Below are 14,681 nucleotides of genomic sequence, written 5' to 3' on the forward strand. Positions count from 1 at the left end.
GGACTGCCAGCTTTCCGCCTGAGCAGCCCTGCCGGTGACTTGTAAAGTACCCATACGCAGTTGGATGTCACCGCCAACTCAGGCCTTCGCGTCGCGTGCGACGCCCGGCGCGGGCCACTGGAGGACTCCGGAGGATTTATCGGATACGAGGAGATCCTGGCCTTCCTGGACAACTCTGCCGTAAACCGGGCACTGGACGAGAATTTCCAGTCTCGAGCAAAGGAAAAGACCGTTGCAATGGCGGTGATTCCCGCCCTTTTGCCGGCACTCCCCCGGCCGTTTTAAAGAGCCGATAGTGGATATTCCGTCAAGCCAAAGCAGATCGTTAAGGAGAAACCGGGCTACCTGGCGAGGACGTCGATTTTGAGTGGCGCGCAGATATTGACCAGCCAGCTAAAGCCGTCGGCTGCGGCGAAGGCAAGCCCGCTACCGGGGACGACATCAAGGTGATCCTCCTGAACCCTGTCACCAAATAGCATGTAGGCCCTTGCGCTGTTGTCGCGTTTAGACATCCAGCCGATGCCGTCAAACCCTGCATCATGGGCAGCGTGAGCCCACTTGCGCGTCTGCGGATAGTTGTCCATCGGGGTGTCCGTGAGCTGACTGGCCTCGACCCCGAGGACGCGGAGGCCCAAGCCAAAGAATTCCGCGACCCGGATGGGCCGCTTTAGCTCCAGCCCGGCCAGAACACTGTTGGCATAGATGCTGCGGGGAAGCGGCGCCGGAGCACCAACCGGAACATCGTGAAGCAGGGTCTCGGCCAAGGCGGCTTCCCGGGTCTCGGCGAGGTATAGGGCCGGGACGGCCGGATCGCCGAAGAAGTGGAACCGGCCCGCGCCCTTCGGCCCGGGGTTGAACTGGTTGGGCCGAAACCGGTTGGAATGGACGCGCTGGAGGACAGTGCCAGCATCCAGGATCCCGGAGCGGGGCTCGAAGGGGATCGGTGGTTCCGGGGTGGCCGGCCAGGACACCGTCACCATATGGCCCCGAAGTGGGCTTCAGCAGCCGCGAGCAACTTCTTCGGATCGTTGAGGTGGTCTACCGGCCTGCGCTGGTCAGCGAACGCCGCCGACGGCGCTGCCATCCACAGGACTACGTCTTCGTCCGGGACGCCGAGGCCGCGGGTTAGCGCCAGTAGCTCCGGAACGACAGGCAGGACGGAACCGCGCTGCGCGTCGAACTGAAATTTCGGGTACCGGACTGCCTGGCGGCGGGCATAGCCAAGCAGTCTGCCGGCGGCCCGCTGTGAGGACGCGAAGTTCCGGTTGGTGGCTTTGGCGCCAAGGAAAGCTGCCGTTTCGGTACTGCTCATCGACGGCAGTTCGTGTTCGATTCGTCGCCACCAGTTCTCCTCCGCCTGCAGGCTGCGGGCGAGTTCAGGAGATGGCATTTCAGGATTGGACGCGATCGCAGCCCCCAGAGCCGCGATGCTGTTCGCTTCACTAAGAGCCCGCTTCAGTATCCATCCATCGACACCGGCAATCTTTGACGGTTCTTTTATCGTCGAGGACGGAAAAGACTTGGTTGAGAACGCGCTGCCCGCAGCACGCCGATAGGCTACTTTCGCCTTCTTCTTCAGGATCACGTCCCGCCGCGAGCTAACCATTTCGCCTCCTGAGCAATGACGGCTATTACATACCACTCTAGCGTGTGCATCGTCATCCGTGAAGGATTGGTGCGCGGACAACAGGCGCGCTCCGGGCATGATTAATTTTCGTTTGGCAGGTGCGGCGTTGCTGCACAGATAGAGCGGGATTCCAGTTTTGTTGACACGGGCTCATCGCTTCCTCAGATTCCACCCTGACAGTCGGAGGGAAGAGGAAGCGGGTTGGTAGCCCGAGAATCATCAGAATGGCCAACTCGATATGTAACTAAATGAAGCTCGAACGGCGCATGAGGGTTCCAAGCTCACTCCTTGTGCCCCGAAGGCCCTACGGGAACGTGCCGGTACTCCGCCGACAATGGACAAGGTCCCGCATTTCCCCTCGTCGGACGGCCCTGACGTCAGGTTGGGGTGTACGGTTTTCTGCGCACGATTCGGCCGGAAAGCTCCTCATCTTGCAAATACGGATTGACCATCGTCTTCGGTGCAGGCGCACCAATAGGCAGGGGCAGAATCGCGGAGTCCCGATACTGGCTTTCCAGGGCTTTTAGCACTCACTTGTGAGGTCACCCCGGAAGTTCAGCCCGAATGGTCTTTGTGGACTTGCCACCTGGGATGCCGCACCGCCTCCGCTACACGCCGAACGCTTACTTCCCTCAACTGATCCGCGTTGCTGTGAGGCCAAACCAGAACGGTCCAACCGGGCGACTACCCTCATGGGACCGCTACGGCATTTAGAGTAGACCTGAGTCCAGGGGCAAGGAGACAAGTTGCGTATTTCCACGGTGGATCGTCGCCAACAGCTCATCGACGCAGCTATTCGTGTAATTAGGCGGGATGGAGTCGAAAGTGCCAGCCTAAGAACGATAGCCAGCGAAGCGAAGGCTTCTCTAGCAGCCGTGCACGTTTGCTTCACGAACAAAGATGAGCTCATGCAGGCAGCTGCCGCAGAGCTGCTTCAGCAACTGGTCCGGTCCATTCCGCGCGTGGTCGACGGCTCGGAGGACGTTCGAGCTATCGCGCATCGGGTCATGGACTTGTTTTGGGCCCAGATGGTTTCAGACGAGTTGAATATCCTGGCCCAATTTGAAATAGGGATCTGGGCGAAGCGTAACCCGCATCACGGTGATCTGTCCCGCACCGTTTACAGCGACTACGAAAAGGAAATCTCAAAACTGCTGGTCGCCGCCGCAAAGCGACAGAAGCAGACCATAGCTGCTCGAAACGTTGCTAGGGCGCTGATTGTGATCATGGATGGATGCAGTCTTCAGTACTTTGCCGACCCATCCGACCCTCGCCACAAGGACCTCTGCGACAACCTCGTAGATGCATACCTCGATCGGGTAGGACTATAACCCTTGCTCCTTATGGGGATGCGCCGCTTTCTGCCGACGTCTTTCTTCGCTCAGACTATTGGGCCGAGTGCCTCTTGTAATCAGCAACTTTAGTTGCCTGGAAGCGCCACCGGACCCAGTAAAACAGGCCGCCGAGAAGAAGTAGGAGGAGGGCGATGAGGATTTCCGATCCCTGGCCACCGGCGGCAAGACCCGGATTGAATGCGCCGGCTATGAGGATGGTTGCGTTGAAAGCTGTAACCGCGACTGCGACAGGGACCCAGTAACGTCCCAGTTTGATGGGGCGCGGAATGTGAGCGTGAGTTTTGCGCATGATCAGGAAGCCGGCCGTGGCAAGGGTAACGGAAATCATGTAGCCAAGGTTGGCGGCGATAATAATTGCCACTATGTTGCCCACAAAGAAGAGCACAACGAGGTTTACGACCAGCGTGAAGACCAATGCGCCAGACGGAGCACCCCGCCGGTTCGTGTGTGCGAGCTGACTGATGGTCAGCTTCTCTTGGGCAAGGCCCTTGAGAGCGTGGGAGGCATCCGCCGAAGAAGACAAGAGTGCGGCAAAGGTGGCAACAACCAGAATGACCGCTACTACTCCGCCGGCGGGCTCACCGAGCATCTGCGAGTAGAAATTGACACCGAAGTTCACCGGATCGGTGACGACTCCCTGCTCCCCAATCGCGCCGGCGGTGATTACCGGTACAAGTGCGTAGACCAAAATATAAATCATCGCCATGGTCTTGAGCGCACGCTTGACATCACGCACGGGCCGGCGGTAGTCGGGGCAAAAGTGGCGCATAGCTCGCTGCCGTAAATCGACCAAGCACCCACGTACATCCAAACCAGCACGGACACTACGCTGCTTCCTTCGCCGAGAAGATTAAAGCTGAAGCTCGCAGTCGACCATTCAGTGAAGAACACCGGCAGTACGAGCAATCCGGCCAGGACGAAGACCATGGCCGCGGCGACCACTTTATTCAGGTTTACGGTGGCGTTCAGTCCCAAGAGGTTGGCACCCACGGCCGTGATCATCACTGCTGCCGCCAGTATCTGGGGTAGGCCTATGGAGGCAATGCCCAGATTAACGTCGAGGTTCGTGGCTGCGGGGAACCATTGCGCTGTGACAATTTGGCCGATCTGCAAAGAAGCCAGAGACAGAGACAGCCCCCAGCCGCACCAATAGCCAAACGCGGCAACCGATGCAAGCAATGGAGAGAATTGTTTCCAGGCTTCCGCTGCGAACAGAGCGACCCCACCTGGTTTGCCGGGGAACATTGCAGCCATTTCTGCAAAAAGATAGTTCTGCAACAGTGATACCACGGCAAGCACAATGCACACCACTGCGGCACCCCAAATGCCGAGTGCCCCGGCCGTTGACCCAGCGACCACAAAGACGACGTTCAAGAGGGGTGTACACATAGCAACGGTGTCGCGGGCCCGCAGGCCCTTCCGCCCAGGAAGAGTTAACGAGGACTCAGACATAGGTATCACCTTCTGTATGTAGAGGGGAAAGCTTTTGTTTAGTCAGCTCAAGTGCGACGCGCCATTCGGCGGCAGGGCTTACCCGCCGCTCACCCGCATGGAGGCCTGCCGTCAGTCGTAGAAGACAGGATCTGATGCACGGTCCCTTTCACAAGACGAGCCACCAGATCTGAAACGGCGACATCTGCAGCCGGGCTCTCCATGCTTCTAAGGTCAGACGCTGCTCAGATACCAGAACGCTACAGCTTTTGGTAGCCCGTTCCGTGCAGGCCGTGCCAGGGGTAATGAAGCCTGAACGGCAAAGTTAACCGGCACTGTGGCTTACCTTCAGTGAAGGTCGCTCCTCGCGCTTAAATGATCACACTAGCTAGGGCGTTTCAATGGTGTGCATGGCCAGCGGTATAACTGCGTTCAGCATCGCAGGAGACGGCATAGTTTTCCCGTAGCTCCCACTTCTTCTTAATCCGTCAAAGCACCCGCAGTCAGTGCAGTGGCGGTGGGGCTGTTTCAAGATCCCTCGGGATCTATATTGTAGTTGTGACGAAAACGGTTCTCAGGGTCGTATTCACGTTTGACTGCCGCAAGACGACAATAAACTTCCGGCTTATAAACTTCGGCGACCATCTCTGCTGTGACCTCTGAGTTGTTGTTTAGCAGTCCAAACCCAGAAGTCGTCACGCCTGCGCGAAGGAGCGCGGCGTCCAGTTCACGTGCCAACTCGGGGTACTTTTCACTTCCAGGAGCCGCCCCGCTCCATTCCGCCAGGGCCAGCACGCCCATCGCATCGCGATGTCGAGCGGGCGTCCCCTTGGGGTTTCCGAACGGCATTCCCTCGATCTCCAGTTTGACGGAGCCTCCGCTTGCGGGTTCACTAACAAACTTGTCAAGATTGCCTGCAATCGCTTCGGCGAAACGAGCGTTCGGCATCGCGATCTCCCGGTCGATCCAGAGATTGGACATTCCGTCCTCGAAACTGCCCACCTCAGCGTTAAGAGCCACTACCTCGTCATATGATCGGACGGCGATCGAATCGGACACCGTCCGACCCAGACTCCGAAGCCGTGCTATGTCCCGTTCAGCGATATCGAGCCCTCCGAGGTGCCCCACGCATACCGTAACGGAAGGTGCCCTGTTTTCGTCCACGCCCACGAAAACGCTGGGGTAGATGTGATCCACCATTTCATTGAGCGCATCAAGGAGGGATGTCAGGAGCCCTGCGAGTTCGCTGACCGAGGGGGCCCAGGTAATGAATCCGGCGAGCATCTTCCTCGGTAGCTCGTAGAGCTGGACCTCGACCTCTGTGACGACACCGAAGTTGGGGCCCGCACCTCTGACCGCCCAGAACAATTCCGGGCGTTCATCATCAGAGCAGTAGATAACGTCACCAGTTGCGGTCACCAGAGTCGCTCCCAAGATATTGTCACTGGCGAGACCAAATTTGGGGGTGAGGAAGCCGACGCCCCCATTGAGCGCTAGTCCACAGAACCCGACCTTAGGATGCATGCCGGTGACTGCCGCTAGACCGAATTTGGCCGCCTCCTTCACGAGATCGCCAGCGACTACGCCACCCCCGATCCGCGCGCGACTCCCGGCGGTGTCGATGTGGATGCTGTTCATGAGTCTGAGGTCCAAGACGATGCCACCGTCGTTGGTCGCATAGCCATTCGGATTGTGGCCACCGGATCGAACCGAGATCTCCAGGCCGTTGTCACATGCGTAGCGGACGGACTTTGCAACGTCGCCCGCACTCAGACACCGGGCAATTAGCGACGGCCGCTGCAAATGACGGCCGTCCCAAATACTCGCGATGGCATCAAATCCGCTGTCATCAGGGTAAATAACTTCACCTTGAATACTAAGGGGGGTGGCTAGTTTTGATGACACCAATTCCAACTCCTTTGTCTGCTGACAATCAGCATTCTCGTCTTCGAGAGAGTGATCACCCTATTGATACATGGACAGCTGTCCATGTCAATGGGGTTTATTTTTTGCGCGACTAGGGGGGCGGAACACATCGCACTTTGTCCCTGACATGGACACTTGTCCTTGTCAAGGCCATGTCCAGTCAAAATGATGGAAAAATTTTATCCTGCCGTCTATGGCGATTCCTTGCCCAAAAAAAAGAAGATCATGAGTCAGCGGCTTCCCCTGGTCTTTGGTGGGGGAGCACGACAACTTTACGTCAGCGCTTTTTCGCCGTGTAGCGAATGCTGCGGTTATAGAGGGCAGGCATCCAGTTGAACAGAAACAGGCAGGGCTGCGAAGGGCGGGCGATCTGCTCGCTGGGCATTCAAGGCCGCGGCGCCTAGGCCGGTCTTCCTTCGGGGTGCTAATGAGTCATGGAGGACTCCCCGGGAGGATGTGTTGAAGGTGGACGAAAAGGCACTTTCCCAAATCTCGCAGTCGATCACCATCTGCTGTCGAAACCTCAAGTAAGGTGGCCAAACGGCTCCTCGAGCTATTTGAAAGGCGTATTGCATTGCAAGTTTCTTCTTCTGAGAGCCAGCGAGAGGCCGTTGGTCCCCAAACAGGCAGGACGGGGGGTGATATTGCCAACCCTGGCCTGCAGTTAGGGCATTTAACCGGACGTCAGGTGATGGGCCTTTCTATAGCCTCTTTCGTTCCAGCTGTAGGTCTGGCACAAGTGCCGGCATACCTTGCCGCTTACTCCGGGCGGTCCTCGTGGCTGGCGATGGCCGCCTCGGTGGTGGCATTCACCCTCATTGGCCTGTTCATTACCGTGTTCGCCCGACGCTTCATTGGAACCGGGTCGCTTTACTCCTACATTCGCCACGCGTTCGGTTCATGGAGCACGCTCGTCATCGCCGCCGCGATGATCCCGGGCTACATTGTCGCGATCATGTCGCTCATCGTGGGAGTGGGGGTCTTTTTTGGAAGTTTCCTAGTGTCGGTAGGGGTCGCAAACGCGGCGGGACCAGGAATTCAACTGTTGATCTACGTGGTAGCAACATTGGTAGCTATGACCATTGCATATCGGGGGATTGACCTTTCAGTCCGATCCAGCGTTATTCTCACTGTCATCTCCTTGCCGGTGATGCTGGTCATCACGATAGCCACCGCGTTCAGCGGAAACGTCGACTTGGCGGGACAGTTCAGCCTCAACGACTTCACGCTCAACAGTTTCCTCCAGGGCCTGGCGATCGGTTCGGCATACTTCATCGGCTTCGAGGGCAGCGCCGCGCTCGGCGCCGAAACCAAAAACCCCAACCGCAACATCCCCCGCGCGATCATAGTCATTCCCGTCGGCATAGGTCTCTTCTATCTGGCCGGCACGGTGATTCAGGTACCGACCCTTGTTAGTGCAGCCGACAAACTCGCCCTGGGCATCTCCCCCAACGCAGTACTTGCAGAAGCAGCAGGCGTTGGATTTCTGTCCAACGTCAGCGACCTCGTTCTGGCAGTAGCCATCTTCGCCAGCCTTATCGGATTCTTCAACTACGGATCCCGCGTAGTTGTCAGCGCCGCATCCGATGGACTCCTGCCATCTTCACTAGTCAAGGTCAACAAGCTACACAAAAGCCCCGGCGCTGCCATCGCTTTCATCGGGGTTCCCTCATTGATCGGACCAGCCTTGCTGCTTTGGCTTACTCCAGCGAGCCCATTGGAAATCAACGGCTACATCGCGACATTGCTCGTTTATTTCTGGGTGATCCCTTACTTCCTCATTTGTATTGGCGGCGCCATTCTACTGAACCGGACCAAGGGCAGTAGATCTTTCATCGTCAACGTCGGAGCAGCATTAGCCTCAGCAACTGTTTTGTGGCTATACCTCAACGGCATAATAAATCCCGGTCCTGCACCTCTGAACGCACTGCCGTACGTCATGATCGGCACGTTCGTGGTCTTTCTCATCGCTTTAGTAGTATCTATCCGTTCCAAAGAGAAGAAACGAGTGCTGGCACAGCGGTAAGAAACTTCGGTAAGGCACCCGCTCTTTCGGCAATGATCGAGGGGACCTGCTCCAAAGTCGAGCGGGTCCCCTCGGTAGATGCATTTTTATGGCTGGTGGACGACCAAAGTTGTGGCGCAGCAAAAGGGAAAATTCCGAATCCCTTAGCGGGTCTTACGAAACCGACTCCCTTCTGCGCCACTCTTGTTTCGTTTACAGGCCTGCAACTAACCTTAAGAACCTACTAACCGTTCGTGGTAGAGGTGGATCCTTATGAGGAGGTCGCATGATAACCGTCGTTAGCACTATGCAGCTTGAATCGAACTCAGAGAAAGAGTGGGACCAACTAATCCGAGAGCGCTTCAGATCAGCCCGGGATAGGGTGGGGTGGATCTCCGGTCAGTTGCTCGCCCCCTCTGACGCACCTAACACTCGTGTCATCATCGGGACTTGGAAAAGCCGACAGGACTGGGAGGCTTGGCATGAGGATCCTGCCTTTCTCACGTCGCGGAGAAGGCTTGACAAACTACAGCATATAGACCATCAGACCGCACTGTACGACGTAATAGAGGGCGCCCAGGCCAGCAACTAGTTTGGCCAACCAAGACCCCAGCCGTATTTTCCCCTCAAATCGGGCCGAGCATTGTCGGGCGGGAATCGGTTCAGAAACAGGATTTCGACGTGCCTGTGATCGTTTGGGTTCAAAGAGTCGACAGGGGGCTAACCATAGGCCACTTTGCGCGTACCGAGACTGCAATATATCTGAGTTCGCGCTTGTCCTAAAGAAGCTAAAAGCCTGCCGCAACACCCTGCGCACTCGTCCGACGTGTCACGACGACCGACGTCTACCGCCGCGAGGCGCTCAGTCATACCCTCCGGCTGTGCCTGCCGAACCCCGACGGGTTTCGGGTCATTACGTTGTGCCGTCAGGTTTTGCTAATCTCTCGGGCTCGTCAGTTGATGATCGTCGGACGAGTTCCGTGACGAACTCGTAGCGGCGGATATCGACGTGTTCGCCTTGAATTTTACGCAGTAGTAACTCAACCGCGTAGCAACCCATCTCTTCGTAGGGCTGCCGGATTGTGGTTAATTGCGGATCGACCAGGATGGCGGCGCGCTCATCGTCAAAACCTACGATCGATACGTCTTCTGGCACTTTCAACCCGTGGGCACGAAGGGTCCGTAGGGCGGCACCCGCCATAGAGTCTGCAGCGCAGAACATGGCGTCGATTCTGACGCCTGTCGAAAGTTCGGCTTCCAGTTCCCTCCAGTGCTTTCGTGTTTCGTTGAAGGGATCAGTGCAGTCGATAATCAGCGATTCGTCGAAGGCAATTCCGGCCGAATCCAGGGCGTCCCGGTAACCCAGGGTGCGGTGGTCAATGAACAGCCCGTCACCCCAGTTGTCCGTCTCCACTCCGATGTTTGGTCGCAGCAGCGCGATCGACCGTCTGCCAAGAGAAATCAGATGCTCGACCGCAAGTCGGGCACCCTCCCGGTTCTGTGCAGAAATCGTCGGAAACCGGACAGTGCGACTTGTATCATCAATTGCGATAGCAGGTAGTGCGATGCGGTCACATGCTTCGCACACGCCATCTTGATCCGGCACCCCGATTACGATTACGCCGTCGGTGGGTACGTTGGCAAGTGCCTCGACAATCGCGGCGGCTCCACCTTTAGTGCCGGCGACGGGATGGGCCATGAGGTAGTAGCCCACTTCGGCGGCGGCTTTGAATGCAGCACGAACGACCGGCTCCCACCATCCCCACCCTGCATCGGGCACGATGACACTTATCGCCCGGTACTCGCCGGTGCGGAGCGCGCGCGCTGTGGCGGAAGGACGATAACCAAGACTCCGCGCCACTGCCCGTACGCGCTGGCGTGTCGCCTCGCTGACATCCGGATGGTCCCCGAGGGCCCTGGACACGGTGGCTACCCCGACCTCTGCCGCACGTGAGACGTCAGCCAATGTGACTTTACGAGGCATGTACTCCCGATCTTAAAACCTATGGTGCAAGGATCGCTGCAAACGACCCTTTCTAGTCTATCGGGAGCGTTTCCGGTAACGTTTCCGGTATCGTTTCCGATCAAGCTACTACTCTCAATGTTGAGGATTATTCATGTCAGGACCAGTTAGCGCTACCGAAACGGGGGCTACTACGAGCGCACCGCAGCGCGTCAGCCCCATCTTCATAGCAATCTACGTACTCGCGCTGTTCGGCATCTGGATGTCGATTAATTTGCCCGCCTCCGTCACCCTCGCATTGCGTATCGACGAGCTCGACCCTGAAGGCAAAGCGACGAGCTATTCGATGGCTGCCGGCATTGGCACGTTGACCGCTTTGCTCGCAAACCCCCTTTTCGGACGACTCAGCGACCGGACCCGAAGCAGGTTTGGCCGTAGACGACCCTGGATAGTTGTGGGGCTCAGCGGCACCTTTGCCGGGGCCGGTGTCATCGGATTCAGCAACTCAATGCCGCTGCTGCTGCTCGGATGGATCATGATGCAGGCGTTCGTAAACGCCGCCATTGCTGCCTCCCTGGCCATCGTCGCTGACCGCATTCCCGAGAAACAGCAGGGTTTTGTTGGAGCGCTTTCGGGTATGGCCGCTTCTGCGGCGATACCCGTCGGCGTCTTTTTCGTGCAGTGGTTCCCGTCAAATGTGCTGGCCCAGTTCGGTTTGCCGGTTGCGGTCGCAGTGGTGTTCTGCGGGCTGCTGCTCGTACTGTTGCGCGACGACAAGCCAGCAAGGGGGGACATCAGTCCTTTCGGCTTCCGCGAGTTTCTGGGAAGCTTCTACGTGAATCCGCGGAAGTCCCCTGACTTCAGCGCCTTTCTCGTAGCAATGTTCCTCGTTACGTGCGCCTGGGGCGTTGTTTCGACATACACTGTCTATCTCCTGCAGGACCGGATTGCAGTGCCGGAAGAGGAACTGCCGAGTGTCATCACCTTGGCCTACGTCATCCCCGGCATCCTCGCGGTGATCTTCGCGCCGATAGCAGGCTGGCTCAATGACCGCACGGGCCGCCGGAAGTTGGTCCTGGCGGCGACGGCTGTGCTTATGGCAGCCGGGACCATCCAAATCGCGTTCGCGGAAGGCATCGTGCCTTTCCTAATCGGTGTTTGCATCGTGAGCGGCATCGCCGGCGGAATGCTCTATGGCGGCTACATCGGTCTGGCCGTAGCCACCATGAATGACCCCAACACAGCGGCGCGTGACCTCGGTGTCACCAACATCGCCTTCACGTTGCCCTTCTCGGTCATGCCCTTTATCGCGCCGCTGCTGTTACGTGTCGGCGGGGGAGCTCCAAACTACCCCCTGCTACTCTCCGTGGGCGCTGCTCTGACGTTGCTCGGCATTGTGCCCCTCTTCTTCATACGCTCGACCCGCTGATCGGAGCCGTTGTGAATGATTATCGTGACCCATCCCTGCCCGTAGAACGCCGGGCAGAAGACCTGCTCAGCCGCATGACAGTCGCTGAAAAAGCGGCCTTGATGTTTCACCCATCAACCACGCCAGGTGATGGTGGCCTACTCGCTGCTGCGGAACTTTACGTTGGCAACATCGGCATCACCCACTTCAATGTGCTCGCCGGCGAAGACAGTCTCTCCGTTGCGGAATGGCACAATACTCTACAGGAGATTGCCGAGGGAACCCGGCTAGCTATCCCAGTCACCCTCTCGACAGACCCCCGGCATGGCTTCCGTAGTAATCCGTTTACCGGGCAGGCGCTAGGAAGTCTTTCGCGCTGGCCGGAGACCACCGGAATCGCCGCGACTGGAGAACTTACCACCGTCCGCAGTTACGCCGACACTATGCGCCAAGAATTGCTGGCCATGGGAATCCGCGTCTTCCTCGGGCCTATGGCAGATATTTTCAGTGAACCACGGTGGTCACGCGGTTCGGGGACTTTTGGCGAGAACCCCGAACGCGTCTCCGAGCTCACCGCAGCGTTCATTGAGGCCTTGCGGGGAGGGCCCCATCTGGGCCCGCAGTCGGTGGCTGCCGTCGTGAAACACTTCCCGGGTGCAGGCCCTCAGCTCAAAGGGGACGACGCCCACGATCCGCGATATCCGGAACAGGTGTACCCCGGGGGAATGCAGGACCTGCATCTGGCCCCGTTCCGGCGCGCATTTGCGGCAGGGGCATCGCAGGTTATGACGTACTACGGGAAGCCGATGGGAACATCCTGGGAAGAAGTCGGCTTTGCATTCAATGCCCCTGTTGTACAGAACATCCTGCGAAAGGAACTAGGTTTCGACGGCGTCGTTCTAACAGACTGGAATTTACTTGAGGCAGAGCAGATCGGCGGGCTGTCGTTCGGTCCAAATGGCTGGGGACTTGAGCATCTCGACCCGAAGGAACGCGCTGCCATCGCAATAGACGTCGGCGTGGACCAGTTTGGTGGCGACCGCAACCCAGCCCTTATCGAGGAGCTCATCGACTCCGGCCGCATAACGGAAGAACGCATCGACCAATCAGTGCTGCGGCTCCTGCGTGAGAAATTTCGGCTGGGAGCCTTCGAACACCGGCGTGTGGATCTGGAAAGGACCCTGGAAGTGTGTGGTTCGCCAGTCTTCGTCGAGAGAGGAGTTGTAGCTCAAAAAGATTCGCTGGTGCTGCTCACTGCAGACGAGGCCTTACTGCCCATTAGGCACGGAAGCCGTGTGTATCTTGACGGGTTGTCAGCCCAAAATGTAGGCAACGAGCTAATTGTCGTTGACAATGACGTGGACGCTGAGGCCATTGTGGTGAGGCTTGACGCGCCCTTCGAACCCGGTCGCGGCTCGCTCGGCGACTTCTTCCATGGCGGGACCCTCGAATTTTCCCAGGAGACGGTGGAGCGCATTGACGCGTATGCCAAAAAAGCCCCGGTCTACCTCGCGGTATACCTGGAACGCCCGGCAGTGCTCACCCAATTTATCGGCGTTGCGTCAGCCATTATCGGTGAGTTTGGCTGTAGCGACGAGGTTTTGCTGGATGCACTTACTGGACGTACCGCGTTCAGGGGAAGCCTTCCTTTTGACCTTCCGTCGTCCATGGCCGATATCGAGGCCTCACGGGAAGATGTGCCGTTCGACATGGCGGTTCCGCTCTTCCGCGCCGGCTTTGGACTGAAGCTAAATGCGGGCCTAACCCCCACGTCACTCAGTTAGCCTCTCCCAACCCGTCTAATGCCCGCTAGGCGTTGACGGCAGCACGGCCCTCGCGAAAGGAATCACGCAAGTTTGATTACCCGCCGACCTCACAACGACAAGAAGGATCTACCATGCCGGAGGCCACGAACAACGGTCTTTACCTTCAAAGCAGGGCTTCTGATCCGAGAAGGCAGGATGCCCCAACTGTCCGGAACGAAGATTCAAGGTCTCCAGGAATGCTTGAGGTAACGGTAACCGAGGGTGCCGAAAAGGGGCGAGCAGTTGATGCCGCCATCAATCTGGTGGCTCAGGCCGCACAACGCAACGACATGGGGATCTTGGTCACTGATCTTGGAATGGGTCAGTACGTAGTAAGGGCACATCCAGCAGTCCCCGTTGACCTCGTGCGCCATCAGGGATGTGGGGCGTGATCTTTCCAGCCTGCTGACTCCACGGGTACGGTGCTGGAAATGTCGTCAGACCCAGGAGTTCGGTCGAGTGCCTGCAATGATTATTCTTCTCTCGTAGCGGAAGTCGTCCGCTTGGATAGTCACTGTTCGAACTAGCTGGTCACCGATGTATCCAAAAGGGTCCAGGGAAGTTCGCCTCCGGAGTGGAACCAAGCGTTAACAAGTGGCAAAGGCAGGGAGAGAAGCCCCTATTCACCCAACCGGTGACTCGCAAGAATCCATAAATAGCTCACGTAAAAGGCAGATGTGACGAGCTCTTGCCACGGCACAGGGTGCTTTCTTCGCCTGCCGCAATGATGCATATCATGCACCTGGCGGGAAGTAAAGGGTTCCTCGACCCTGCCAGAACGACAAATATGACGGACGCGTCTAAAGACGCTCAGCCACGCTGAGGCTATCGTGAATCCATCACTGGTCGAGGGGGCGCGTTCATAGGTTGAGCATTGCCAACCAGAATTTCCCTGTGAAACGCAGGTTCATCAAGAACGCCCTTCAGGGAGGGCCGAAGGAGGATTAGATGACTTCTAACGATACGAAACCAGCAACGTCGTTTCCAGCGCCGTGTGAGGAGGTCTATCTTCCTCGCGGGGGCACAGATCCGGACTTCTACATCCCCGCTGAAGGGGAGCGGAGAGAGCGCCGTTCAATTCGATGGATTCGGAGACACCTGAGGTTTTTCCGCCGAACGTCGGAATCGAGCCGTGCGACTTGAAGAGGTCCGCGGCGCCTC

At 57.8% G+C, this 14,681-nt stretch carries 13 protein-coding genes; 7 read left to right on the forward strand and 6 right to left on the reverse strand.

The annotated features are described in order from the left end of the window. The first annotated feature begins 60 nt into the window (after nucleotides 1-60). Nucleotides 61-285, forward strand: a complete 225-nt coding sequence (locus HMI59_RS25580; protein ID WP_227471490.1) for a plasmid pRiA4b ORF-3 family protein — start codon at nucleotides 61-63, stop codon at nucleotides 283-285. A gap of 56 nt (nucleotides 286-341) precedes the next feature. Here the strand turns inward: HMI59_RS25580 and HMI59_RS00775 are convergent, their stop codons facing one another. Beyond that, nucleotides 342-980: an RES family NAD+ phosphorylase gene (locus HMI59_RS00775; protein WP_193592512.1), complete on the reverse strand. Its 639-nt coding sequence runs from the start codon at nucleotides 978-980 to the stop codon at nucleotides 342-344. Beyond that, nucleotides 974-1,606, reverse strand: coding sequence for a hypothetical protein (locus HMI59_RS00780; RefSeq protein WP_193592513.1), 633 nt, complete (start codon nucleotides 1,604-1,606; stop codon nucleotides 974-976). Before HMI59_RS00780 ends, HMI59_RS00775 begins: the two co-directional genes overlap by 7 nt. A gap of 767 nt (nucleotides 1,607-2,373) precedes the next feature. On the opposite strand from HMI59_RS00780, the gene HMI59_RS00785 reads away from it, so the two are divergent. Next, on the forward strand, nucleotides 2,374-2,958 hold the full coding sequence (locus HMI59_RS00785) for a TetR/AcrR family transcriptional regulator (RefSeq protein ID WP_016359483.1): 585 nt from the start codon (nucleotides 2,374-2,376) through the stop codon (nucleotides 2,956-2,958). Between the two features lie 55 nt (nucleotides 2,959-3,013). On the opposite strand, the gene HMI59_RS25895 is transcribed toward HMI59_RS00785, so the two are convergent. The 3 genes from HMI59_RS25895 to HMI59_RS00800 form a co-directional block, all read right to left on the reverse strand. Next, nucleotides 3,014-3,718, reverse strand: coding sequence for an amino acid permease (locus HMI59_RS25895; protein ID WP_193592514.1), 705 nt, complete (start codon nucleotides 3,716-3,718; stop codon nucleotides 3,014-3,016). Then, complete coding sequence (locus HMI59_RS25900; protein ID WP_193592515.1) at nucleotides 3,679-4,356, reverse strand: amino acid permease; 678 nt, start codon at nucleotides 4,354-4,356, stop codon at nucleotides 3,679-3,681. Before HMI59_RS25900 ends, HMI59_RS25895 begins: the two co-directional genes overlap by 40 nt. Before the next feature lie 585 nt (nucleotides 4,357-4,941). Beyond that, complete coding sequence (locus tag HMI59_RS00800) at nucleotides 4,942-6,318, reverse strand: FAD-binding oxidoreductase (RefSeq protein ID WP_193592516.1); 1,377 nt, start codon at nucleotides 6,316-6,318, stop codon at nucleotides 4,942-4,944. A 553-nt stretch (nucleotides 6,319-6,871) separates the two neighbouring features. Here HMI59_RS00800 and HMI59_RS00805 point away from each other — a divergent pair. Together HMI59_RS00805 and HMI59_RS00810 are read left to right on the forward strand one after the other, a co-directional pair. Beyond that, on the forward strand, nucleotides 6,872-8,365 hold the full coding sequence (locus tag HMI59_RS00805; protein ID WP_227471491.1) for an APC family permease: 1,494 nt from the start codon (nucleotides 6,872-6,874) through the stop codon (nucleotides 8,363-8,365). 265 nt (nucleotides 8,366-8,630) lie between these two features. Next, complete coding sequence (locus HMI59_RS00810) at nucleotides 8,631-8,936, forward strand: antibiotic biosynthesis monooxygenase (protein WP_017200497.1); 306 nt, start codon at nucleotides 8,631-8,633, stop codon at nucleotides 8,934-8,936. Between the two features lie 321 nt (nucleotides 8,937-9,257). On the opposite strand, the gene HMI59_RS00815 is transcribed toward HMI59_RS00810, so the two are convergent. After that, nucleotides 9,258-10,328, reverse strand: a complete 1,071-nt coding sequence (locus HMI59_RS00815) for a LacI family DNA-binding transcriptional regulator (RefSeq protein WP_017200498.1) — start codon at nucleotides 10,326-10,328, stop codon at nucleotides 9,258-9,260. A 133-nt stretch (nucleotides 10,329-10,461) separates the two neighbouring features. Here HMI59_RS00815 and HMI59_RS00820 point away from each other — a divergent pair, with 133 nt between their 5' ends. From HMI59_RS00820 to HMI59_RS00830, 3 genes are all read left to right on the forward strand, one after another. Beyond that, on the forward strand, nucleotides 10,462-11,736 hold the full coding sequence (locus HMI59_RS00820) for an MFS transporter (protein WP_193592517.1): 1,275 nt from the start codon (nucleotides 10,462-10,464) through the stop codon (nucleotides 11,734-11,736). 11 nt (nucleotides 11,737-11,747) lie between these two features. Beyond that, nucleotides 11,748-13,499, forward strand: coding sequence for a glycoside hydrolase family 3 protein (locus tag HMI59_RS00825; RefSeq protein ID WP_193592518.1), 1,752 nt, complete (start codon nucleotides 11,748-11,750; stop codon nucleotides 13,497-13,499). Between the two features lie 113 nt (nucleotides 13,500-13,612). Then, entirely contained in the window at nucleotides 13,613-13,912 is a 300-nt protein-coding gene (locus HMI59_RS00830) for a hypothetical protein (RefSeq protein WP_193592519.1), read from the forward strand. Nucleotides 13,913-14,681 lie beyond the last annotated feature (769 nt).

The organism is Paenarthrobacter sp. YJN-5 (assembly GCF_015040095.1).
GTDB lineage: Bacteria > Actinomycetota > Actinomycetes > Actinomycetales > Micrococcaceae > Arthrobacter > Arthrobacter ureafaciens.